We start from the raw sequence: 21229 nt of genomic DNA, 5'->3' as shown, positions 1-21229 counted from the left end.
AAGTTACGCGAAGATGACAAATCTCCCAGCCATTGGGACATCGTTGTCGCAGACCCGGTGAACCCGGGGAATTCTGCACCATGACAATGTCCATACGCGACTGTTTGGCGCCGACGAGTGGCATTGTTCACGATCTTCTTGCGGATCACCGAAACACTGTTCAGCCTCTTTCAGATTCGGTTCAGAAGCAATCCTTTTTCGTGATTGCTCGCCCACGGTGCGTGCGCAGGTGCCGAATCACTCGAATGCCAACGAGTTCGCCCGGCATACCGTCCAATGTCGAGCCAACGCCGGAAATCCCGGCGCCAGCGGTACTCCGCGCGGCGGGGTCAACTCCGAATCCCGGGCGTTGCCAGTGGTTCTTCTGGCGCAATCGAGGGCCCATGATTCCGGGCAAACCGACCGAGCAGTACAAGCAACACCAACCCGAGCAGCAGGTAAGGGTTGCCGAACAAATGCTGCAGCGGCGTCCAAGGCGGACCGGTAGGAAGCATCCGGAACGATGCGACGAGCACGGTCACCAATGTCGCCCCGGCGATGACGAGCCAACCCGGGCTGCGCAGACGAACGGCATAGCCGAGCATCACCAGCACGGCCGGGGCGCACCACACCCAGTGATCCGACCACGACGTCGGCGACACCAGCAGCGCCAGCAGGCCGTTGGCCATCACGGCCAGCGTCGGCTCCGTGCGGCGGATCGCGTAGGCCACCACTGCGGCGCAGGCCAGCGAAAGCACCAGCCACAGCCCGTCCTCCGCCGCCGCCGGCAGTTCCAACCGGGCCAGTCCGGCCATGATCGACTGGTTGGTGTGGAAGGCGGAGCCGCTGACGCCGTGCGCCGGCCCCTGGCCAAACCAGTACTCCACCGCGGCCTGGTAGTTCAGCGCGAAGCTCGCCACCGTGCCGAGGACCGCAGTGGCCACCGCGGTCCGCGCCGCCCGAAAGTCCTTGCGAAATAGGAAGAACAGCAGAAAAGCGGCGGGCGTGAGCTTGATGGCGGCAGCAATGCCGACCAGCAGGCCACGCGGCCAGCGGGGGTTGCGCACCAGGCAGTCGACGATGACCAGCCCCATCAGCACGATGTTGATCTGGCCGAGCCCGAACGAGGCGTACACCGGCTCCAGGAACAGCGCCCACGGCAGTAGCGCCAGCGCCACCGCGAGCGCGCCGCGCTCGCCCACCACTGGCCACATGTGCCGGGTGATCAGGTACAGTGCCGCGCCGATGGCGAGCAGGTCGACGACGTAGAGCGCGACCAGCCCGGCGACGAACGGCAGCAGCGCGAACGGCAGCAGCGGCAGCAGGGCGATCGGCGGGTACACCCACGGCAACACTCGCCCGATGCTCACGGTCGGGGCGGTGTTCATGATGTCGCCGCCGGCCAGCCAGGTGTGCACGGCCCAGCGGTACACCTGGTAATCGATGCCGGAGCCCTGCTCCAACCCGGCCCGCCGCATCAGCACCATCAGGACGAAAGACGCGATCAGCAGCGGTACCGAGGCCGCGATGATGGCGCGGGAGTGGTTCACGACGAATCCGCGAAGCCGGTCCGGCAAGCCGCCGAGGTTCAGGACAACATGGCCGGACTCGAATTGCACCGTGGCCAACTGGGTCCTCTCGATCAGGCGACCGACGTCGACCACCGGTGCGCGATCGACCGATCGCGCCGAGTTCGCCGGGTCGCGGTAAACACCCGTGAAGAACCGGAAAACTCTAACCTACCGCGAACCGGGTCCAGCACGCGCCTCGGCGCTGCGCATCGGGTTATCGCACGCTTCCAGCGAGTGATTTCAGCACCTTGGCGAGCAACTCGCCCGGCTTCTCTCGTTCGTCCGGTTCCGGCGGTGCGACGCGCTCGCGCCCCAGCCGTGCCGGGAAGAGCCGATCGATCGGCTCCCGCCCCGCCTCGGTGAGGCGCAAGTCGACCTCCCGCCGGTACCGCCGGGACGCCGTTCGGCTGATTAGTCCTCCGGCCTCCAGCCGGGCCAGCCGCCGCACCCGGCCGATCACGTCGTCCACTCCTGCACAAGTAAATCACCCTGCAACATTTTACCAGCGAAATTCTTTCGCATACCTCGCTCATCCGCCTCCGGCGAACCCTGCGCACCCGCGAGGCGCTAAGGCTCAACTGGACGGTCGGCGGCGTAATGGCGGCCGGCGTGCACTGACGTTCGCGACTCCCGTTGCCGCGGAACTCGGCAGCAAGGCGGTCACTACGCGAAGCCATTTCGCATCCGATGACCACTGTGGACGATTCCCCGCCTAAGGCAAGTTAGTCGTGCCCGAGTCGTCGCGGGGGCGCGAAATTTCCTCGTGTCTCAGTCACCCGGCTCCAGGTGGTAGAGCTCGGGCAGGTTGACGACGATCGCCTCCTGGGTGCTGCGGGCGATCACCACCACCGCCGGATCGTTCGGGTCCGGGTTCTCCTCGCGGTGCGGGACGAACGGCGGCACGAAGATGTAGTCGCCCGGCTCGGTCTTGAAGCGCACCTCCTCGGCGCCGTCGTGGAAGACGAACTCCGGATGGCCGCTGACCACGTAGATCGCCGTCTCCGACTCGCTGTGGTGGTGGTTGTCCGATGCCGTCGACGGGCCCACGTGGGTCTCGCCCATCCAGATCCGCTCCGAACCGACCAGGTCACCGCTGATCGCCGCGAGCCGCCGCATGCCCTCGGTCTGCGCGGTCTTGTTGTCGAGGTCGGCGGCCCGGACGTGGTGCAGCCGGGCGCGCAGCGAGCGGCGCTGCTCCTCGGGCACCGAGGTCGAAAGATCCGGGTGAAACGCATCGTGCTGGGTCATCGGAATCCTTCCTGCTCACCGATCGCCGACCAGCGGAACCTCGTCGAGGAACGCGCTGACCTGCTTACCGAGTTCCCGCCACACCTCGGCGCCAGGCGAACCATCGTGCACCGAGGTAACCCCACCCTCCACCGCTCGCACAACCTCGCCGACCGTGATTTTCCCGGCCGGCCGAGCCAGCCAGTAGCCACCCTCGCAGCCGCGCCGGCTGGTGACCAGTCCGGCGCGCCGCAGCTCGATCATCAGGTTGACCAGCGAGTTCAGCGGAATTCCCCGGCGCCGGGCGATGACCTCGCACGGGACCGGCTCGGTGCCGCTTCCGGCGAGTTCGCGCAAGGCCCGCAGCGAGTAGTCGGCGCGGGCCGAGACGTGCACGGGCGTGGACCGGCGGGCGCGTGGCGCGGCCGGGTTCTCCGGCAGCAGCAGCGCGCCCTTGCCGATCTCCTCGCAGAACAGCACGATGCGCGCGGCCACGCTCCGGTGGAACTGGTCGTTGAGGATGTCATGCACGCCGTCCTTGAACACCGCCAGCGAACTCTGCGGATTCTGGGCGGCCAGCGAGATCACCGGCGCGGCCGGGGCAACCGTGTCCGCGTCGCCGTGCAGCAGCAGCGTCGGGACCTCGGGCAGCCGCTCCGGCGGTCCGGGGATGTCGCCGGTCAGCTGTCCCCACTCGAACTCCGGATCGTTCTCCAGCAGTTCGCGGTGCACCGGGCACGATGTGCGCACCCCGATCTCCGCAGTCCGGTCGGCGGGCCGCTGCCCTCGCGTGAGCGGTGTGCCCGCGAGGATCAGCCCGTCCACCTCGATCTCCAAGGCGAGCGCCCAAGCACGCAGGGCGCCGACATCGGTTCCGGCCAGGAAACGCGCTGCGCCCGGCCGGAACCACGTCTCGGGATCGGTGGCCGGGTCCGGCACCACCACCGCGTAGCCGTCGGCGGAGAGCCGTCGGCCGAAGCGCTGGTAGACGGCCGGGGTCTCGCCCCTGCCTGGCAGCAGCACGACGGTGCCGCGGCACGCCCCGTCCGGGGCCCAAGTCCGAGTCATGTCAGCTCCGATCATTTGCCGGTGTACAGGTCCCGCTCGCAGGCCGGAGCCACGGTCACCGGCTCGCGCAGCACGCCCGCGCGGTGGAACCGGTCCGCCACCGCTTGCAGGCCGGCGACCACGTCATCGGTCAGCGGTCGGACCTCCTGCCGGGTCCGGGTCAAGATCTGCCGTGCCACCGGCGGGTCCAACGAGGTCAACTTCTCGTATACGCGCTGGTATTCGTCGGGGTGCTCGTCGCTCCAGCGCCACGCCGCCGCGAACCGGCGCATCGCGTCGGCCAGCGCCTCTCGCTTGAGCGGGTCGGCAGCGGCCATGGTCGACACCGACAGTATTCCGTTGCGCCCATTGATTCCTTCACCGTCGCGGATCACCCGGGCCCCGGCGTGCTCGGCGATCGCCAGGTACGGGTCGAAGGTCGCCCAGGCATCGATGTGCCCGGCGCTGAACCCGGCCTGCGCATCGGTCGGCAGGCTGAAGGTGATCTGCACGTCCTGTGGTCTCAGCCCGGCCTCGTCCAGCGCACCGAGCGCGGTGTAGTGCGAGACGCTGCCGGGCGCGGTGGAAACCACGATGTGTTTGCCGCGCAGGTCCGCAACGGTGCGGATCGGCGATCCCGGCGGCACGATGATCGCCGTGGCGGCCGGAGCCGCCGAGGTCGCCAGGGCGGGCCGAGCCGGAACGCCACCGGCGATGGCCTGCACGGTGGGCGCGTCGGCGGCGATCGCGGTGTCCACTTCGCCGGATCGCACGGCTTCGAAAAGCGGCGCTGCGCCTTGGAAATTGGCCCAGCGGACCCGATAAGGCGCGTCCTTGAACGCCCCAGATGCCTCCACCCTGGCCCGCACCCCGCCGGCCTGGTCGCCGAGCACCAGGGTCACATCGGACAGCGACTTGGGCGCGTTGTCCCCGGTGCAACCGGCCACCGTCAGAAGTACCGCGGCCAGGACCGCTACCAGGGCTCTTGTCATTCGTACTCGGTACACTGTTTCCCGTTTCGCTCTTGATGTTCAGTCGGGCAGATCCGGCTGCTCGTGTACGATCTCCCGGAAATAGCGGGGCGAAGGTCACCCGGCCCGGTCAGGCCGCTTCTCGGCGGGCGATTTCCTGGCGTACCAGCGGGATCAGCTCTCGGCCGTAGTCGACGGCATCGTCGAACGGGTCATAGCCGCGAATCAGCAGCGTCGTGACGCCGATGTCGACGTAGTCCAGTAGCGCCGCCGCGACCGTCTCCGGGGTGCCGACCAGCGCGGTGGAGTTGCCTGCCGCGTTGGTGGCCGCCGCCGTTGGCGTCCACAGTGCTCGGTCGTGCAGCTCCCCTGCCGCCGCCGCGGCAAGCAGGCGTTGCGAACCGACATTGGCCACCTGCTGGCCAGGATTCAAGGTCTTCGGGCCGGTGAAGGACGCCAACCCGCCCCGCGCCGCGTTGATCTGATCGAGGATGCGGTGCGCCCGCTCCCACGCCTGCTCCTCGGTGGCACCCAGAATCGGCCGGAACGACACGCTGATCCGCGGCGGTTGCGTCCGTCCCGCCTCCGCGGCGGCCTTATGGACCGCGGCGATCTGCTCGGCGGTTTGTGCCAGCGGCTCGCCCCACATCGCGAAGACGTCCGCGTGCTTGCCGCCGACCCGCAGTGCGGCCTCCGAGGAGCCGCCGAAGTACAGCGGAATCCTGGGCTGCTGAACCGGGCGGACGGCCGCGTTGTAGTCCTCGAACCGGTAGTGCGTGCCGTCGTGGCTCAGGGGCCCTTCGGCGGTCCACACCCGCCGGAGGACGTCCAGGTATTCATCGGTGCGTGCGTAGCGCTCGTCCTTGCCCAGGTAGTCGCCGTCACGGCGCTGTTCCGCGTCGTTGCCACCGGTGATGATGTGCACCGCGATCCGGCCGCCCGTGAGATGGTCGGCGGTGGCAAAGGTGCGGGCCGCCAGGGTCGGGGACACGAAACCGGGTCGATGCGCGACCAGGAAGCCCAGCCGCTCGGTGTGCGCGGCCGCATAGGCGGCCAGCTGGGTGTTCTCCGGACTGCTCGACCCGTAGCCGATCAGCACCCGGTCGAACCCGGCTTCCTCATGGGCCCGGGCGAACCGGCGCAGGAACGCCGGATTGACCACCGGCCCCGCCGCCGCGTGGATCTCCGAAACGTGCTGCGCCCCGATCATCCCGATGAACTCGACGGTCACGACGAACTCCTCGCTCCGGTCCCGACTCCCAGCCAGGACAGCAATTCGGCGCGCAGCGCCAGGAAAGCCGGGTCGGTGACGTCACGCGGGCGATCCAGGTCGAGCACCTGGTCGTAGCCGATGCGGCCGTCGCGCATCACCAATACCCGGTCGGCCAGCAGCAGGGCCTCCTCGACGTCATGCGTGACGAGCAAGATCGCGCAACCGTGCCGCTGCCACAGCTCCCCGACCAGTTGCTGAGCCTTGATCCGGGTCAGCGCGTCGAGCGCCGAGAACGGCTCGTCCAGCAGCAGCAGGTCCGGTTCGCGCACCAGCGCTCGCGCCAGCGATGCCCGCTGCGCCTCGCCGCCGGAGAGCACTTTCGGCCAGACGTCGACCCGGTGGCCGAGGCCGACCTCCTCCAGCGCGGCCACCGCCCGCTTCTTGTCCGGACGGCCGGGCAGGCCGAGGGTCACGTTGTGCCACACGCGTTTCCACGGCATCAGCCGCGGTGCTTGGAACGCCACCGCGCGACGCACGGCCACCTCGACTTCGCCGGTCACCTCGCGGTCGAGGTCGGCCAGGATCCGCAGCAGCGTGCTCTTGCCGCAGCCGCTCGGGCCGAGCAGCGCCACGAACTGGCCGGGGTCGATCTCCAGGTCGAGGTCATCGAGCACGGTGCGGTCGCCGAAACGGCGGCTCAGGCCGCGCACCGACGCGGGTTTCACTACGCTCCGCTGAACGCCGGTCGCCATGCCAGCACAGTCCTTTCGAGCAGTCGGACGATGAAATCGGCGATGAGGCCGAGCACTGCGTAAAGCACCAGGCAGACCACGATCACGTCGGTCTGGAAGAACTCGCGGGCCGTGTTCATCTCATAGCCGATGCCCGCGGTGGCGTTGATCGTCTCGCCGAAGACCAGCGCCAGCCACGCCGAACCCAGCGAATACCGCAGCCCCACCAGGGCGTTCGGCATCGCGGCGGGCAGGATGATGTGCCGGACCTGGGCGAACCAGCCGAGCCCCAGGGTCTTGGCCGCTTCCACCAGGCCCGCGTCGACGTTGCGGATGCCGCCGTAGATGTTCATGTACAGCGGGAAGGTCACGGCCAGCGCGATCAGCACGATCTTGGGCTGTTCGCCGATGCCGAACCAGATGATCAGCAGTGGAATCAGGCCGATCACCGGCACCGTGCGCAGCATCTGCATCGGCGCGTCGATGATGTCCTCGCCGCGCCGGAACAACCCGGACAAGGTCGCCAGCACGGTCGCGGCCACGACGCCGATCGCCAGCCCCGCCCCAACCCGTTGTATCGATGCGGCGATCGCCTCCTGCAACCGTCCCTCCGACCACAGGTCCACAGCGGTCCCGGCGACCGTCGCGGGCGAGGCCAGCGTGTCGTCGCTGAGCAACCCGGTGCTGCTGAGCAACTGCCAGAGCAGTACCAGGCCGATCGGGCTGATCAGCTTGAAAAGCCAACGGGGGAGGCGATTTTCGCGCCGTTCCGTCCGGGTTCGCACGGTCGTGACGGCGATCGGGCCTCGTTTGGTCGGCGCGCCGGTGGGCGCGCGCTCGGTGGAAACACTCATTTGCACTCTCCGCAAGGCATGGGGACGCAACGCGGCCACGACGCTTCGGCCGCGTTGGGAATCTCGTACCACCGGCGCCCCGGCACGCCCGTTTTCGCCGGTCAGGTGCCGTGCGCGCGTCCGGGTGCCAATGCGCCCAGCAGTGCGTACGGGTGTGTACCAGCGATGCGCCGGGGCTCCGGTGGAGCCGAAGGTGAACGCGCGTTACGACGCGCGCGAAACAGGAGAAAAGGCCGTTACCGGCGACAGAGGGCCGAGGACACGCGCACGAAGTCCACGTAACCTCGTGTGGTCAGGGCCGCTGTCGGGATCATGCCGCCGACGGTAGCGGGGTCCCGGTGCCATGTAAACCCAACTCCACGGACTGGGATTGCGAGCACGAACCGCCGTCTCAGCAGGTCGCGCACACGAGCTGAGCTATACCCCAACCAAGGTTTCCTGGCCGAGGCACTAGATGGAGCCGATTCTGGTCACGTGTCAACACTTTGCGGGTAGTTGTCGGCAATTTTGCGCGGCGCTACTGTGGACCGGTGCAGCCAGAACCGTCAAGCGAGCCGCGAATACCGCGCTCGGGCCGACTCGTGACCGAAGTACTCGAAAGGCTGCGCGCACAGATTCTTTCCGGCGACCACGCCCTGGGGAGCGGGACACCGTGTCGGCCGCCGAGCTAGGTGTCAGCCGACGGCTGGGGTGCGAGGTGCCGCGCATGCGGGAGCAGCCCGGGTTGCCGGTCAAGACAACCAACCGCGGCTGTGTGGTCGCGTCGTGCGATAACCGGGACCGGCGTTCGTGATCGAAGAACTGCTGCCTGCCGAAGTCAGCTCGGCCGAAGCCTTCACCGACCCGCCCGATGTGATCCTTTTCCCGGAAGAGGAAGCGCTGATCGCACACGCCCGGGATAAGCGGCGCCGGGAGTTCACGACCGGGCGTTGGTGTGCACACCAGGCGTTGAGCCGACTCGGCGTGCCTCCCGCGCCGCTGCTGCGCGGCGAGCGCGGCGCACCGAAGTGGCCAGCGAGAATCATCGGCAGCATCACGCACTGCGCCGCCTACCGAGCCGCGGTCGTGGCGCGCGCCGAGCAGGTGCGCACGCTCGGTATCGATGCCGAGCCGCACGCACCCCTGCCTGCCGGAGTGCTGAACGTGGTCTCCTTGGCGGCGGAACGGACCCACCTCGCCGAACTGTCCACAGTGCACCCCGATACACATTGGGACCGGATCCTCTTCAGCTGCAAGGAAACGGTCTACAAGGCGTGGTACCCGATCACCCGGCAGTGGCTGGGCTTCGAAGACGCCCGGCTCGAACTGGGCACCGGAACCTTCACCGCGCACCTCCGCAAGGAAGGCGCCGAGCTGGCAGGTCGGCCGCTGACGGCCTTCACCGGCCGGTGGCTGGTCCGCAAGGGCCTCGTCGTCTCGGCCATCGCCGTACCCAACCGATCGTGGGGCGATCGGCCCACACATGAGGGGCACCCGCAAACCAACTTGCTTGGTTGAGGGTGCCCCGCACGCGTCAGCCGAAGAATGGGGTCCGTCAGGCGGCGAGCCCGTTCTTCAGAGCCCGGGCGACGGCAACCACGCGCTTGGCCTGTACTGCCGCGGCCGAGCGGGTGACATCGTCGACCTTGTTCGCACCCTGCGCGTCGACATGGCTGGTGCCGTACGGGTTGCCGTCGGCGAACTTCGCGCCGTCGGTGTAGCCCGGCGCCACCACGATGCCGCCGAAGTGATGGAAGGTGTTGTACAGCGCCAGCAGCGTCGACTCCTGGCCGCCGTGCGCGGTGGAGCTGGAGGTGAAGCCGCTGTAGACCTTGTCCGCCAGCTGACCCTGCGCCCACTGGCCGCCGAGGGAATCGATGAACTGCTTGAGCTGCGAGGCGATGTTGCCGAAGCGGGTGGGCGAGCCGAACAGCACCGCGTCGGCCCACACCACATCTTCCGGGGTGGCCTCGGGAATGGAGCGGGTAGCCTCCACGTTGGCGCGCCACGCCGGATTGCTGTCGATGGCCGCGTCGGGCGCGAGCTCGGGGGCGCGACGCAGCCGCACCTCGGCGCCGGCCGCCTCGGCCTCGGCGACTAGCGTGTTGGCGATCTCGGTGCCGGTACCGGTGGCCGAGTAGTAGATGACGCTGACCTTTACTGGGGTGCTCACTGTCGGACTCCTGTTCACGGGGCGGCTGAGTCAGGACCATTCACGGGTCTCTTTCGGGGAAAACAATACCCTGAGTAAACTCTTCGCCGCAAGAGATTTCCTGGCGAGCTGTTTCGGGTAGACTTAGGTCGCTGTATCCGCAGGAAGAAGGAGCATTCCGGTGAGCAACAAGACCGGTCCGGACCCGTGCACCGACGACGACGAGATCATCACCTGGTGGGGGTTGGTGATCGAGGGCTACCACGTCACGCAGGAGCACATCGGCGCCGAGATCAACGAGCGCTTCGACCTCCCGCCGGCGTCGTTCGACATTCTGGTCCGCCTGGTCCGCACCCCCGGGTACCGGATGCCGATGACCAAACTCGCCCACGAAGCCGCGCTCAGCAGCGGCGGCTTCACCAAGGTCGCCGACCGCCTCGCCAAGGCCGACCTCATCCGCCGCGAGCCGTGCGAGAACGACCGCCGGGTCACCTACGCGGTGCTCACCGACCACGGCCGGGACGTCGCCGAACGGTCCCGGGCGGCGTGCGCCGAGATCCTGCGAAAGCGTGTCCTGGCTCCCCTCGGCAAGGCCGACTCGGCCGCCCTCGCCGAAGCAATGCGCACCCTCCGCGCCGCCAACGGCTGAACTCCTTCTGGCGATTTCAATTGAAATCGACACACCGTACGGGAGTCCGCGGTCATGCTACGACGTTCACGACATCGAGCCGCGATGCTGCCGGATCGTTCGACGCTTCGAGGTCTCAGTGCACCTCCGACCGCGTCGATGGGGCACCGATGTCGTCGAGTTCTCGGCCCCGGGTCTCGGGTGCGGCCGCCGCCATCCACAGCGACGCCAACACCAGCAGCACGCCGATGACCACGAACGTCAGCGGCAATCCCAGGTACGGCCACAGCAGCGACCCGAAGATCACCGGCACGAACCCGGCACCCACCCGGCTGACCGTCGACGCCCAGCCGAATCCGCTGGCCCGCAACCGGGTCGGGTAAAGCTCGGAGACGTAGGCATAGAGCGCGGGAATGGTCAGCTCGATGAGGAATCCGAAGGCGGTGATCCACCACTTGGCCGCGGTCTCGATGTCCAGCTGCACCGCGAACAGCACCAGGGCGAGCGCGGCCAGCGGCCCGCTTAGCCCGATCACCCACTTGCGCCCGATCACGTCGACCAGCCACGCCGAGACCACCACGCCGACGATGCCGATCGCGGTCATCAGGGTGGTCACCATGAACGCCGCGTAGTTCCCGTATCCCTGCTTGACCAGGATGCTCGGCAGCCAGGTCAGCGCCCCGTAGTAGACCAGGAACACGGTCAGGAACAGCGCCCAGGACACCGAGGTGATCGCGGCGCTGTACCGCCACAGGTCGCGCGCCTGCCGGACGAACGCGCTCGCGGTCATCTTCGGCTGCTGTACGGGTTCGGGAAGGGTCCAGGGCTCGACCGTGGCACCGGTCCGGTGCACCAGAGCGTCGATCACCGACCGCGCCTGCTCGGCTCGGCCCTGGCGGACCAGGTACATCGGCGACTCCGGTACCGAGCGCCGGACCCAGAACAGCAGCAGCGCGGGCAGCACCATCACCACGAGCAGCAGCCGCCAGTTGTCGAACGCCAGCAACGCGGCCGAGATGATGCCGCACAGCGTCGCACCGACGGGCCACCAGATGTCCATCGCGGTAAGCACCTTGCCACGCACCTTCGCCGGGGTGAACTCGCCGACCAGCGCGTAGTCCACCGGGATGCAGCCGCCCAGCCCGATCCCGGCCAGGAACCGGAACACGCAGAACGTCACGAAATCCGGGGACGCGGCGCCGGCCAGCGAGAACACCGAGAACATCAGCAGCGTCAGGCTGAATGCGCGTTTGCGGCCGATGGTGTCCGCGATCGCGCCCCAGACGACGGCACCGACGGCCATCCCGATGAGGTTCGACGTGCCCACCCAGCCCCGCGCCGCGGGCGAGAGGTCCCATTCCGCACCGACCAGCGGGATCAGGAAGCCGTTGAGCGTGACGTCCCAGGCATCGAACATGAACCCGAGGCCGCCGATCAGGAAGATCGTGCCTTGGGTGCGCCATTTCCACGGTAGTTCCTGAACGATCTGATCTCCGGTCTTCATGGGGCTCCCCTTAGTTGCTCGGACTGGGTGTCGGCTTGGCGGTTCCCCCAGGTGTTCCGGCGATTTCAAGAAAATCGACCTACAGGTCCATCAGGGCCTTACGTTGGCCACCGTCGACCGGGATGTGGGCGCCGTTGAGGTAGCTGGCGCGCGGCGAGGCCACGAAGGTGACCACGTTGGCGACCTCTTCGGGCTCGCAGATCCGGCCCAGCGGCAACGACGACACCGCGAGCTCGTGCGCCCGTTCGCCGTCGACCTTCTTATCCCGCGCGAACGCGGCCTCCAGTCCGGCCCACCGGTCGGTGTTCACCGGGCCGGGGTTGACCGTGTTGCACCGGACGCCCAGCGGTCCGTACTGCTCGGCCACCGAGGAGGCGAAGTTGATGTCGGCGGCGTTGGCGACGCCGGCGGTCATCTCCCAGTAGGACGGCTTGAGCCCGTCGTTGCCGACCACCAGCACGATGGAGCCCTCGCCGCGTTCGCGCATGTGCCCGATCACCGCGCGCACGGTACGGACGTAGCCGAGGAACTTCAGCTGTAGGCTGCCGAGCCACTGCTCCTCGGTGAGTTCTTCCAGCAGGCCACCGGGCGACGAGCCGGCGCAGGTGATCACGATGTCGATGTGACCGAAGTGCTCGATGGCCGTGTCGACGCAGCGCTGCACGTCGGCGGTGACACTCATGTCCCCGGCCAGCCCGAGCACTTTACGGCCGCTGGCCGTGGCGATCTCCTCGGCCGCGCGGACGATGTCCGCCTCGGTGCGCGCGGTGACGACCACGTCGCAGCCCTCGGCGGCCAACTGCTCCGCGCACGCCCGGCCGATCCCCTTGCTGGCACCGGTGATGAGCGCGATCTTGCCGTCCAGGTGCATGTCCATTGCGGATTTCCTCCTTGGGTGGTTACTTGGCGCCGGTGGTAGAGGTGGCCAGCGAACGCGGATCCCGGGCGGGCCAGCGGTCGTGGTCGGCCTGCGCCAGGAAGCGTTCGACGTGGTGGTTGAACAGTTCCGGTTCTTCGAGATTCGTCACGTGGCCGGTCTTGGGCAGCACGAGAAGGCCGCTGCGCGGGATGGTCCGCTTGAGCATCAGGTCGGTCTCCAGTACGCCGTCGTCCTCGTCACCGGCGACGATCAGCGTGGGCACGTCCAAGGCGGCCAGTTCCGCTGGCAGGTCGTAAAGGGACGGACGAGCCTTCTGCACGCCACGCATCGTCAGCGCCGCCCCCACCGGGTCGTGTTCGGCGAGGACCGCCACGTGTTCGGCGTGTCCGCGCGGGTCCTTGTGCTCGAACTGCACGCGGGCCGGGCCGAAGCCGTACCACTTGGCCATCTCCGCCGAGCCCTCGGATTCGAAGGCCACCGCGATCTTCTCCGACTCCGACCGGAACTTCTCCCGGGCGTCGGGGTGCGCGCCGTAGCCGCAGCCGGCGACCACCAGCGATCGGGCCCGTTCGGGGTGGCGGAGTCCGAAGTGGAGCGTGCAGAACCCGCCCATCGAGTTGCCCACGACGTGCGCGCGGTCCGCACCGATCGCATCGAGGATCGTCACCAGGTCATCGACCGCGCGGTACTGGCCGTACCGATCCGGCTCGGGGGGCACGTCCGATGGCGGATAGCCGCGCGCCGCGTACACCACGCAGCGGTACCGGCGGGCGAAATGCCGGACCTGCGGCTCCCACGAGCGGTGGTCACCGGCGAACTCGTGCACGAAGACCAGGGGCACACCGGTGCCGGTTTCCTCGTAGTACAGGCGTATTCCGTCGTCGGTGGTCGCGTACGGCACTCGAACCTCCCACTTGAGATTTGATATATCAGCTGCCGCGGATCAGTTGCCGCGCCGGACTTCGCCGGTGAACACCGCAGCGTTCGCCGACCGTTCCTCGGCGAGGCGGGCCAGCAGCCGCTCCCCCTCGACCACTTGCTGCTTGGCCCGCCGCACGGCGTCGCCATCCAGCCGGGCGACCGAGTCCGCGAGCTCGACCGCCGCCCGGAGCGGATCTTCGGCGAGCCGGTCGAGCAGACCGATCGCCACCGACTCCTCGGCGTCCACGAAGCGCTGGCTGAGCACCAGTTCCAGCGCTCGGCGACCGATGGTCGAGGGCAGTCCCCACGGGCCGACCGACAACCCGTGCCCGGGTCCGACGAACCGGAACCTCGCTTGCGGAGATCCCAGGCGGACGTCGGCGGCCAGGGCGAGCTGCGAGCCGCCGCCCACGGCGGCTCCGTCCACGGCAGCCACCACCGGAATCGGGAGCGTGAGCATCTTTTCGTAGAGCCCGTAGAGGTCGTCGCTGACCTTGCGGCGCTCGGCGTCCGGCACCGCCAGATCGGCACCGGCGCAGAACTTTCCCGGCGTACTGGAGCCAAGGACGACCGCACGCACCGTCGCATCGGCTGCCGTTGCGGCTAGCTGCTCGTGCAGCGCATCGACCAGCGCCGCGTTGAGTGCATTGTGGACATCTGGGCGGTCCAGTGAAAGCAGCAGCACGGCGGGACAGGGACGGGTACAACGCAGCATGGCCGTCACTTCCTCAGCAGGGTCAGGACTCGTCGGACCGGAACCGAGAAGCTTTCCGTTCCGAGCTGGACCACGGCGTCGACGCGCTCATCGGAGAGCACGCGCCGCGACGAGCCCAGCGCCCTCCCGGCCACGATGCCGACCGCCAGCGCGGCCGCGACCGGTGCGATCTTCTTCAGGACCGGCACCACGACCAGCGACAGCCCGTCCAGCTCCGATTCCGTTGGTGTGCGGTCGTGGTCGCCTCGACGACCGTTGCCGCTCACAACTGCCGGCCGTGAGCGGTCGGTCCGGTGCGGGCCGGATTCCCCGCTCACGCCGACCGTCGGGGCTGCGGTGAGCAGATCGCTGATGTTGCGGGCGAACTGTTCCATGAGCCGCTGCGAAATGCTGGCCAGGGCGCCGCGACCGAACTGTGCGACCTTGCCGCGGATCACCAGGTCGGTGTCCAGCGCGAGCACGCTGCCCTCGTCGTGCGGTCGCACCCGGACCTCGACCTTGGCCTCGGCATTGCCGCTGCCGTGCTGGTCGGTGCCCTTGGCGTCGAGCACCAGGCGGTTGCCCGGCTCGTCGACCTCCAGGAAGCGGACCACGCCCTCGTACGCGGCCGAGACCGGCCCGACCTTCACCTTCACCCGGCCCCGGTAGGCGTCATCGCTCCGGCCTTGCAGCGTCGCGCCCGGCATGCACGGAGCGACCCGCTCCACGTCGTTGATCAGCGCGAATACGGTCTCCGGCGGTGCCGGTAGCACGACTTCGTTGGTCAGCCGCATGCATTGCCTCCTGTCAGCCCAGCTCGGTGCAAATCCATTGTGGACTCAGCGGCAGCCGTCCCACCGCTTCGCCGAGCCCCAGCGCGTCGCGCACCGCATTGGCCAGGGCCGCGCCCGCGGCGGTGATACCGCCCTCCCCGGCACCCTTGGTGCCCAACGGGTTGTCCGGGCTGGGTGCGTCTTCGGCGACGATCGTGTCCACCAGGCCCGGAACCTCGGCGGCGGTCGGCATCAGGTAGTCCATGAACGTCGCCGCCTGCGGCTGGCCCTGGTCGTCGTAGTGGAAGTTCTCGTACAACGCGCCGCCGAGCCCCTGCGCCACGCCGCCGACCAGCTGCCCCTCGACCAGCGTCGGGTTGATCGCCTTGCCGATCTCGTAGGCGACCAGGTAGCGCGGCACCGTGACGTGCCCGGTTCCGGGATCGATGTCGACGAGCGCCACGTGCACGCCGTAGGGGTAGGTCATGTGGTCGACCTCGAAGACCCGCCGCGCCGCGAGTCCGGGCTCCGTTCCCGGCTCCAGGTAAGGACTTCCGGGTGCGCACGCGGCGGCGATCTCGCCCAGCGCGACGCTGCGATCGCCGAAGGCGAACGCGCCGGCGGCGTGCTCCAGCAGGTCCTCGGGCGCGCCAAGCATGCGCGCGGCGAGCGAACGCGCTCGTGCCAGCACGGCGGTTGCCGCGAGGTCCACGGCGTTGCCCGCCAGCACCGTGGAACGGCTCGCCCAAGAGCCGAGCCCGAACGGTTGCAGGTCGGTGTCGCCGTTGACGACCTGCACGTCCTCATGGTCGACGCCCAGCCGGTCCGCGGCGATCTGGGCGAGCACGGTCTCGATGCCCTGGCCCAGCGACGTGCCGCCGGAGTGCACCCGGATCCGCCCGCTGGGTTCGACGATCACGTCCGCCGTCTCGTGTGGACCGAGTCCGCTCTTCTCCAGGAACACCGCGAAGCCGTACCCCGCCTTGCGGCCGCTGTTGCGCAGCCGCGCCACTTCGTCCCGCCAGCCGCTAGTCCGTGCCAACGCGGTTTCCAGCAGTGCTGGATAGTCCCCCGCGTCGAGCACCATGTCGGTGCCCAACGCCCGCAGCGGGCGGACGTGCGGAATCTCCTCGGGCCGCAACAGGTTTCGTCGCCGGATCTCGGCGCGGTCGATGCCGATCCGGTCCGCGGCGACGTCCAGCAGGTGCTCGCGCGCGAAGGTCCCCTCGTAGCGACCGGGCGCGCGGTAGGTGCCGCACGGTGTCTTGTTCGTGAGCACCACCTCGACACTGGCCTGGTATGCGGGCACCCGGTACGGGCCAGGCAGCATGCCGATGGTCAGCTCCGGCACGAGGAGTCCGTGGGTGCGCAGGTAGGCGCCGTTGTCGTGGGTGATCCCGTCGCGCAACGCCAGCAGCCGGGCATCCGCGTCGAAGGCCGCCGCGATGCGGTGCCGCTGCTGCCGGGAATGGTTGAGCGCGACGAGGTTCTCGGCTCGGTCTTCGGTCCACTTCACCGGCCGCCGCAGGCGCCGGGCCAGCCACGGGATCAGCAGGTCTTCCGGGTAGAACTCGCCCCGCGCGCCGAACCCGCCACCGGCATCCATGGCGTGCAGCCGCACCTGTTCGGCGGGCATGCCCAGCATCCGGGCGAGCACGTTGCGGTTGAACACCGGCACCTTGGTCGCGCCCCACACCTGAAGTCGCCCGTTCGCCGCGTCGTACTCGGCGACCAGCCCGCGCGGCTCCATCGGAACGGCGGCGTGCCGGCCCACATCCAGATCCAGCTCGACGACGTGCGCGGCGGCGGAGAACGCGGCATCCACTTCGCCGAAACCGGCCTGCATCCGGGCGGACGCGGGACCGTCTGCCGCGTCGAGGACCACCGGCAGTTCCCGGTACTCCACCGTGACCAGTTCGGCGGCGTCTTCAGCGAGGTAGGGATCCGCGGCGACCACCGCGGCCACGGGTTCGCCGACGTAGCGGACCTCGTCGGGCAAGATCCGCTGCAAACAGCCGTCCGGTTCGTCACCGCGCGGCAGCCGGATCGGGATCGGCGGGATATCACCGAGATCGGCCCCAGTGATCACCGCCAGCACCCCGGGCAACGCCCTGGCCTCTGCCGTGTCGATCCGCAGGATCTCGCCGTGCGCCAGGGTGGACCGCACGATCCGCGCATGGACCTGCCCGAGCCGGTTGACGTCGTCGGCGAACCGGCCCAAGCCTTTGAGCAGCCGGTCGTCCTCATGCCGCCGCACCCGGGCCCCGACAACTCCGCCGGTCCGCTCCGGCGTCGCGGTGCTCATGAAGCCTCCCGGCGGGCGGCGGCGACATCGGTGATCGCTTCGACGATTCCTTGGTACCCGGTGCAGCGGCACAGGTTCGACGAGACGACGTCGCGGATCTCCTCCTTGTCCGCCGCCGGGTTCTCCGCCAGGTATGCCTCCGCGAGCATCAGGAACCCCGGCGTGCAGAAACCGCATTGCAGCCCGTGGCGGCGGGAGAACGCCTCTTGCAGGTCCGACAGCCGATCGCCGTCGGCCAGGCCCTCCACGGTGCGCACCTCGGCGCCGTCGGCCTGCACCCCGAACATCAGGCATGCCCGCGCGGGCGTGCCATCGACCAAGATCGTGCACGCCCCGCAGATCCCGTGCTCGCAGCCCAGGTGAGTGCCGGTGTAGCCGAGGTCGTGACGCAGCACGTCGGCCAGCGTGCGGCGGGACTCCACCAGCACCTCGTGCTCGGCGCCGTTGACCGTGACGTTGATCAGATGCTGGTCCTTCATCGGCTGCACTCCAGGGCTCGCAGGACATGCTCGGGCGTGATGGGCACGGCGTCCAGCTCCACGCCGGTGTCGCGCAGGGCGTCGTTGACCGCGTTCAGCACCGCCGCCGGCGCCCCGATCGTGCCGCCCTCACCCATCCCCTTGGCTCCCGTTTCGGTGAAGGCGCAAGGGGTTTCGAGGTGTTCGATGTCGATCTCGGGGATCTCCGCGGCGGTGGGCACCAGGTAGTCGATCAGGCTGCCCGCGGTCGGCTGCCCGTCGGCGTCGTAGCCAATCTGCTCGTAGAGCGCCCCGGCGATGCCCTGCGCGACGCCGCCGCGAACCTGGCCGTCGACGATCTTCGGGTTGATCACCACCCCGCAGTCCTCGACCACGAGGTAGCGCAGCAGCCGGGTCTGACCGGTGCGCGGGTCCAGCTCGGCCACCACGCCGTGCGTGGCGTTGGAGAAGGTGCCCGAGGTCAGCACGTCGAAGGTCGCCTGCGCGGACAAACCGGGGTCGAGGTCCTTGGGCAGCCGGTGCGCACGCAGGTAAGCCACCTCGGCGACCTCCGCGATCGGCACCGCGCCGTCCGGGTCGTCACGGCGCCGGCACCAACCGTCGTCCAGATCGATGTTGTCCTCGTCGGTGTCCAGCAGGTGCGCGGCGATCACCCGGATCCGCGTCGCGAGCTTTCCGGAGGCGAGCCGGACCGCACCGCCGCCGATGGCCGCCGAGCGGCTGGCGAACGTCCCCCACCCGTAACTGACCTGGTCGGTGTCGCCCTGGCGGACCTTCACCGCGTCCGGGCGCAGGCCGAGCTGATCGGCGGCGATCTGCGCGAGCGTCGTCTCGTGCCCCTGGCCGTGGGCCGAGGTCCCGGTTGTCACGGTCACCCCGCCGCCGGGATCCATCCGGACCTCGGAGATGTCGTAGCCGGGCACCACCGACATCTTGCGCTGCGCGAACGCCTCCGTGCCGTACCCGGTTCGCTCGTTGAAACACGCGAAGCCGATGCCGATCACCCGGTCCGCCGCGCCGTCGCGCAGTTCGAACCAGCCCTCCTCGCGCAACCGCTGCTCGCAGCGGTCGAGGGATTCCCGGTACGAGCCGGGGTCGTAGGTGATGCCGTTGACCCCGATGTACGGGAAGGTGTCGATCAGGTTCCGCCGCCGGACCACTAACGCGTCGAGGCCAAGTTCTCGCGCCGCGCGCTCCATGAGCCGCTCCATGACCAGCACGATCTGCGGCCGGCTGACCCCGCGATACGGCGCAGTGGGCGCCTTGTTCGTGGCGATGGCGCACGCGCGGGCGCGGTAGCGGGGCACCTGGTAGACCCCCGGCAGTTCGGCGGCGGCCATCAGCGGTTCGACGCCGCTGGTGAATGGGAACACCGAGTACGCGCCGACGTCGCAGCGGATGTCGGCATCCAACGCCAGGATCCGGCCGTCGCCGTCGAACGCCGCGCGCACCTGGTGGCGCTGCTCGCGGCCGAGGAAGCTGGCGAACAGCCCTTCGCGCCGGTCCTCGATCCACTTCACCGGGCGGCGAAGCCGCAGGGCCGCCGCCGCGACGGCGATTTCTTCCCGCCCTACCACGCATTTCAGCCCGAAGCCGCCGCCGACGTCCGGGACGATGACGCGGACCTGCCGTTCCCGCAGGCCGAGGCACCGGGCCAGCGCGGTGCGCACCTGGTGCGGGACCTGGCTGGAAATGTGCACGACGAGTTGATCGTCGCGATCCACCCATTCCGCAAGGCAGCCGCGCGGCTCCAGCGGCAGCGCGTTCTGCCGCTGGCTGCTCAGCGAGGTCCGCACCACGCACTCGGCGGCGGCGAAAACCTCATCCACGTCATCGCTGAACGGGTTCACCGCCAGAAACGTGTTCGCGCGCAACTCGTCATGCACGCTCGGCGCGTCTGCGGCCAGGGCATCGCCGATGGAAGTGACGAGGCGCCCCGGCGAATAGTCCACAATGGCCTGTTCGATGCCGTCCTCGGCCGCGTACGGATCGTCGGCGACGACTATCGCGACGGGTTCACCGGCGTAGCGGACCCGGTCTGCGGCCAGGATCGGCATCGTCGTGGGCGTGAACTCGGCGCGCTCCAACAACGCGGTCAGTCCGGAAAGGCCCAGGTCAGCCGCGGAGAATGCGGCCAGCACACCGTCCACGGAGCGCACCCCGGACAGGTCGACGGCGTTGATCTGCGCTGCGGCCAACGGGCTTCGCACGAATGCGGCCGACAGGGCACCGGCCTGTCGCAGGTCGTCGACGAACCGCCCGCGCCCGGTCAGCAGCCGCGGGTCTTCCTTGCGCGGGACGGACGCGCCGACCCAGGTTCGTTGCCCGGTCACCCGGCCATCGCCTCCTGACATGCGCGGACCACCAGCGTGCGGGCGAGCTTGCGGCGGTAGTCCGCGCTGCCGTGCGCGTCGCTGCCCGGCTCGATGGCGCCGGCCGCCGCGTCCGCGCACGCGGCGAACAGCTCGCCGCCCAGCTCACCGCCGGCCAGCACGGCCTCCGCCGACGGAATCCGGATCGGCACCGCGTCCACGCCGCCCAGCGCGACCCGGCCGGACCGGCACACCCCACCCGCCACGTCGAGACTGACCGCCGCCGCGACGATCGCGAAATCCCCTTTCCGCTGGGCGAACTCGGTCAGCGCGGCGTGCGGCGCCGGGCTCGGGAACACGACCTCGACGATCATCTCGTCGGGTTCCAACGCGGTGGTCAGGAAACCGAAGAAGAAGTCGGCGGCCGCGATCGTGCGCCGCCCACGGGTACTCGCCACGACGATTCCGGCATCCAGCAGCACGGCGAGCAGGCACCACTCCGCGGTGGAGTCCGCGTGCGCCAGGCTGCCGCCGATCGTGCCGCGCGTCCTGATCGGATAGTGGCCGATCCAGCGTGCCGCGCGGCTGAGCACCCCGAAGGGACCGACGATCTCGGCAGCGGTCGCGGTTTCGATCGCGCGATGCGTGGTCAACGCGCCGATGTGCAGGGCGTCGAGGTCTGGTCGCAGGTATTTCAGCCCATCGATGCGTCCCACGTCGACCAGCGCGGCGGGGCGTGCCAGCCGGAAGTTCATCATCGCCACCAGACTCTGGCCGCCGGCCAGCAGCTTCGCCTCGTCACCGAGTTCCGCGAGCAGTTCGGTCGCCCCGCGAACGTCGTGGGCCCGGTGGTAATCGAACGATGCCGGTTTCACGGCTCTCCTCTCCCCGGATGCCGCTGGCATAGTCTGCAACTTGATATATCATGATTCAAACAGCGCGAGCCCTCTCGCGCAAGCATCCGACAGCACTCCATTTCGTTGGCCCGGCGCGGAAATCAACTCGTCAT

Annotated in this window: 20 protein-coding genes; 2 read left to right on the top strand and 18 right to left on the bottom strand. The window is 69.0% G+C overall.

Annotation, left to right across the window (positions count from 1 at the left end):
• Positions 1 to 329 precede the first annotated feature (329 nt).
• From BJ970_RS26190 to BJ970_RS26155, 8 genes are all read right to left on the bottom strand, one after another.
• Entirely contained in the window at positions 330 to 1643 is a 1314-nt protein-coding gene (locus BJ970_RS26190; protein ID WP_184728663.1) for a glycosyltransferase family 87 protein, read from the bottom strand.
• 121 nt (positions 1644 to 1764) lie between these two features.
• Positions 1765 to 2010, bottom strand: coding sequence for a helix-turn-helix domain-containing protein (locus BJ970_RS26185; protein ID WP_221467319.1), 246 nt, complete (start codon positions 2008 to 2010; stop codon positions 1765 to 1767).
• A 308-nt stretch (positions 2011 to 2318) separates the two neighbouring features.
• Positions 2319 to 2798, bottom strand: coding sequence for a cupin domain-containing protein (locus BJ970_RS26180; protein WP_184728661.1), 480 nt, complete (start codon positions 2796 to 2798; stop codon positions 2319 to 2321).
• A 15-nt stretch (positions 2799 to 2813) separates the two neighbouring features.
• Positions 2814 to 3845 carry an Rrf2 family transcriptional regulator gene (locus BJ970_RS26175; RefSeq protein WP_184728660.1) on the bottom strand — a complete coding sequence of 344 codons (1032 nt, stop codon included), beginning with the start codon at positions 3843 to 3845 and terminating at the stop codon, positions 2814 to 2816.
• Between the two features lie 11 nt (positions 3846 to 3856).
• Positions 3857 to 4816 (bottom strand): ABC transporter substrate-binding protein, encoded by a 960-nt coding sequence (locus BJ970_RS26170; protein WP_184728659.1) that lies wholly within the window; start codon positions 4814 to 4816, stop codon positions 3857 to 3859.
• A 109-nt stretch (positions 4817 to 4925) separates the two neighbouring features.
• On the bottom strand, positions 4926 to 6026 hold the full coding sequence (locus BJ970_RS26165; RefSeq protein WP_184728658.1) for an LLM class flavin-dependent oxidoreductase: 1101 nt from the start codon (positions 6024 to 6026) through the stop codon (positions 4926 to 4928).
• The gene (locus tag BJ970_RS26160; RefSeq protein WP_184728657.1) at positions 6023 to 6760 is read right to left on the bottom strand and encodes an ABC transporter ATP-binding protein; all 738 of its coding nucleotides are present in this window, start codon (positions 6758 to 6760) and stop codon (positions 6023 to 6025) included. The genes BJ970_RS26165 and BJ970_RS26160 overlap by 4 nt, the downstream gene beginning before the upstream one ends.
• The gene (locus BJ970_RS26155) at positions 6733 to 7593 is read right to left on the bottom strand and encodes an ABC transporter permease (RefSeq protein WP_184728656.1); all 861 of its coding nucleotides are present in this window, start codon (positions 7591 to 7593) and stop codon (positions 6733 to 6735) included. The genes BJ970_RS26160 and BJ970_RS26155 overlap by 28 nt, the downstream gene beginning before the upstream one ends.
• Positions 7594 to 8382: 789 nt before the next feature.
• On the opposite strand from BJ970_RS26155, the gene BJ970_RS26150 reads away from it, so the two are divergent.
• The gene (locus BJ970_RS26150; RefSeq protein ID WP_184728655.1) at positions 8383 to 9090 is read left to right on the top strand and encodes a 4'-phosphopantetheinyl transferase family protein; all 708 of its coding nucleotides are present in this window, start codon (positions 8383 to 8385) and stop codon (positions 9088 to 9090) included.
• 37 nt (positions 9091 to 9127) lie between these two features.
• Here BJ970_RS26150 and wrbA read toward each other — a convergent pair whose 3' ends face one another.
• On the bottom strand, positions 9128 to 9745 hold the full coding sequence (gene wrbA, locus BJ970_RS26145) for an NAD(P)H:quinone oxidoreductase (protein WP_184728654.1): 618 nt from the start codon (positions 9743 to 9745) through the stop codon (positions 9128 to 9130).
• A gap of 160 nt (positions 9746 to 9905) precedes the next feature.
• Between wrbA and BJ970_RS26140 the strand changes: the two genes are divergently transcribed.
• On the top strand, positions 9906 to 10373 hold the full coding sequence (locus BJ970_RS26140; protein ID WP_184728653.1) for a MarR family winged helix-turn-helix transcriptional regulator: 468 nt from the start codon (positions 9906 to 9908) through the stop codon (positions 10371 to 10373).
• Between the two features lie 115 nt (positions 10374 to 10488).
• Here the strand turns inward: BJ970_RS26140 and BJ970_RS26135 are convergent, their stop codons facing one another.
• The 9 genes from BJ970_RS26135 to BJ970_RS26095 all read right to left on the bottom strand — a co-directional run bounded on the left by BJ970_RS26135 (position 10489) and on the right by BJ970_RS26095 (position 21095).
• On the bottom strand, positions 10489 to 11856 hold the full coding sequence (locus BJ970_RS26135; RefSeq protein WP_184728652.1) for an MFS transporter: 1368 nt from the start codon (positions 11854 to 11856) through the stop codon (positions 10489 to 10491).
• A gap of 79 nt (positions 11857 to 11935) precedes the next feature.
• A complete protein-coding gene (locus BJ970_RS26130; protein ID WP_184728651.1) occupies positions 11936 to 12733 on the bottom strand; it encodes an SDR family oxidoreductase in 798 nt (265 codons plus the stop codon).
• Positions 12734 to 12755: 22 nt separating this feature from the next.
• On the bottom strand, positions 12756 to 13637 hold the full coding sequence (locus tag BJ970_RS26125) for an alpha/beta fold hydrolase (protein WP_184728650.1): 882 nt from the start codon (positions 13635 to 13637) through the stop codon (positions 12756 to 12758).
• 42 nt (positions 13638 to 13679) lie between these two features.
• The gene (locus BJ970_RS26120) at positions 13680 to 14372 is read right to left on the bottom strand and encodes an enoyl-CoA hydratase/isomerase family protein (protein WP_184728649.1); all 693 of its coding nucleotides are present in this window, start codon (positions 14370 to 14372) and stop codon (positions 13680 to 13682) included.
• A gap of 5 nt (positions 14373 to 14377) precedes the next feature.
• Positions 14378 to 15145: an SRPBCC family protein gene (locus tag BJ970_RS26115; protein ID WP_184728648.1), complete on the bottom strand. Its 768-nt coding sequence runs from the start codon at positions 15143 to 15145 to the stop codon at positions 14378 to 14380.
• Between the two features lie 13 nt (positions 15146 to 15158).
• Positions 15159 to 17429 (bottom strand): xanthine dehydrogenase family protein molybdopterin-binding subunit, encoded by a 2271-nt coding sequence (locus BJ970_RS26110; RefSeq protein ID WP_184728647.1) that lies wholly within the window; start codon positions 17427 to 17429, stop codon positions 15159 to 15161.
• Positions 17426 to 17908 carry a (2Fe-2S)-binding protein gene (locus tag BJ970_RS26105; protein ID WP_184728646.1) on the bottom strand — a complete coding sequence of 161 codons (483 nt, stop codon included), beginning with the start codon at positions 17906 to 17908 and terminating at the stop codon, positions 17426 to 17428. The genes BJ970_RS26110 and BJ970_RS26105 overlap by 4 nt, the downstream gene beginning before the upstream one ends.
• On the bottom strand, positions 17905 to 20262 hold the full coding sequence (locus BJ970_RS26100; RefSeq protein WP_184728645.1) for a xanthine dehydrogenase family protein molybdopterin-binding subunit: 2358 nt from the start codon (positions 20260 to 20262) through the stop codon (positions 17905 to 17907). The genes BJ970_RS26105 and BJ970_RS26100 overlap by 4 nt, the downstream gene beginning before the upstream one ends.
• Positions 20238 to 21095, bottom strand: coding sequence for an FAD binding domain-containing protein (locus BJ970_RS26095; RefSeq protein ID WP_184728644.1), 858 nt, complete (start codon positions 21093 to 21095; stop codon positions 20238 to 20240). Before BJ970_RS26095 ends, BJ970_RS26100 begins: the two co-directional genes overlap by 25 nt.
• Positions 21096 to 21229 lie beyond the last annotated feature (134 nt).

Source organism: Saccharopolyspora phatthalungensis (assembly GCF_014203395.1).
GTDB lineage: Bacteria > Actinomycetota > Actinomycetes > Mycobacteriales > Pseudonocardiaceae > Saccharopolyspora > Saccharopolyspora phatthalungensis.
Note: the sequence above shows the minus strand (reverse complement) of the source record. Positions and strands in the feature narration are given on the sequence as shown.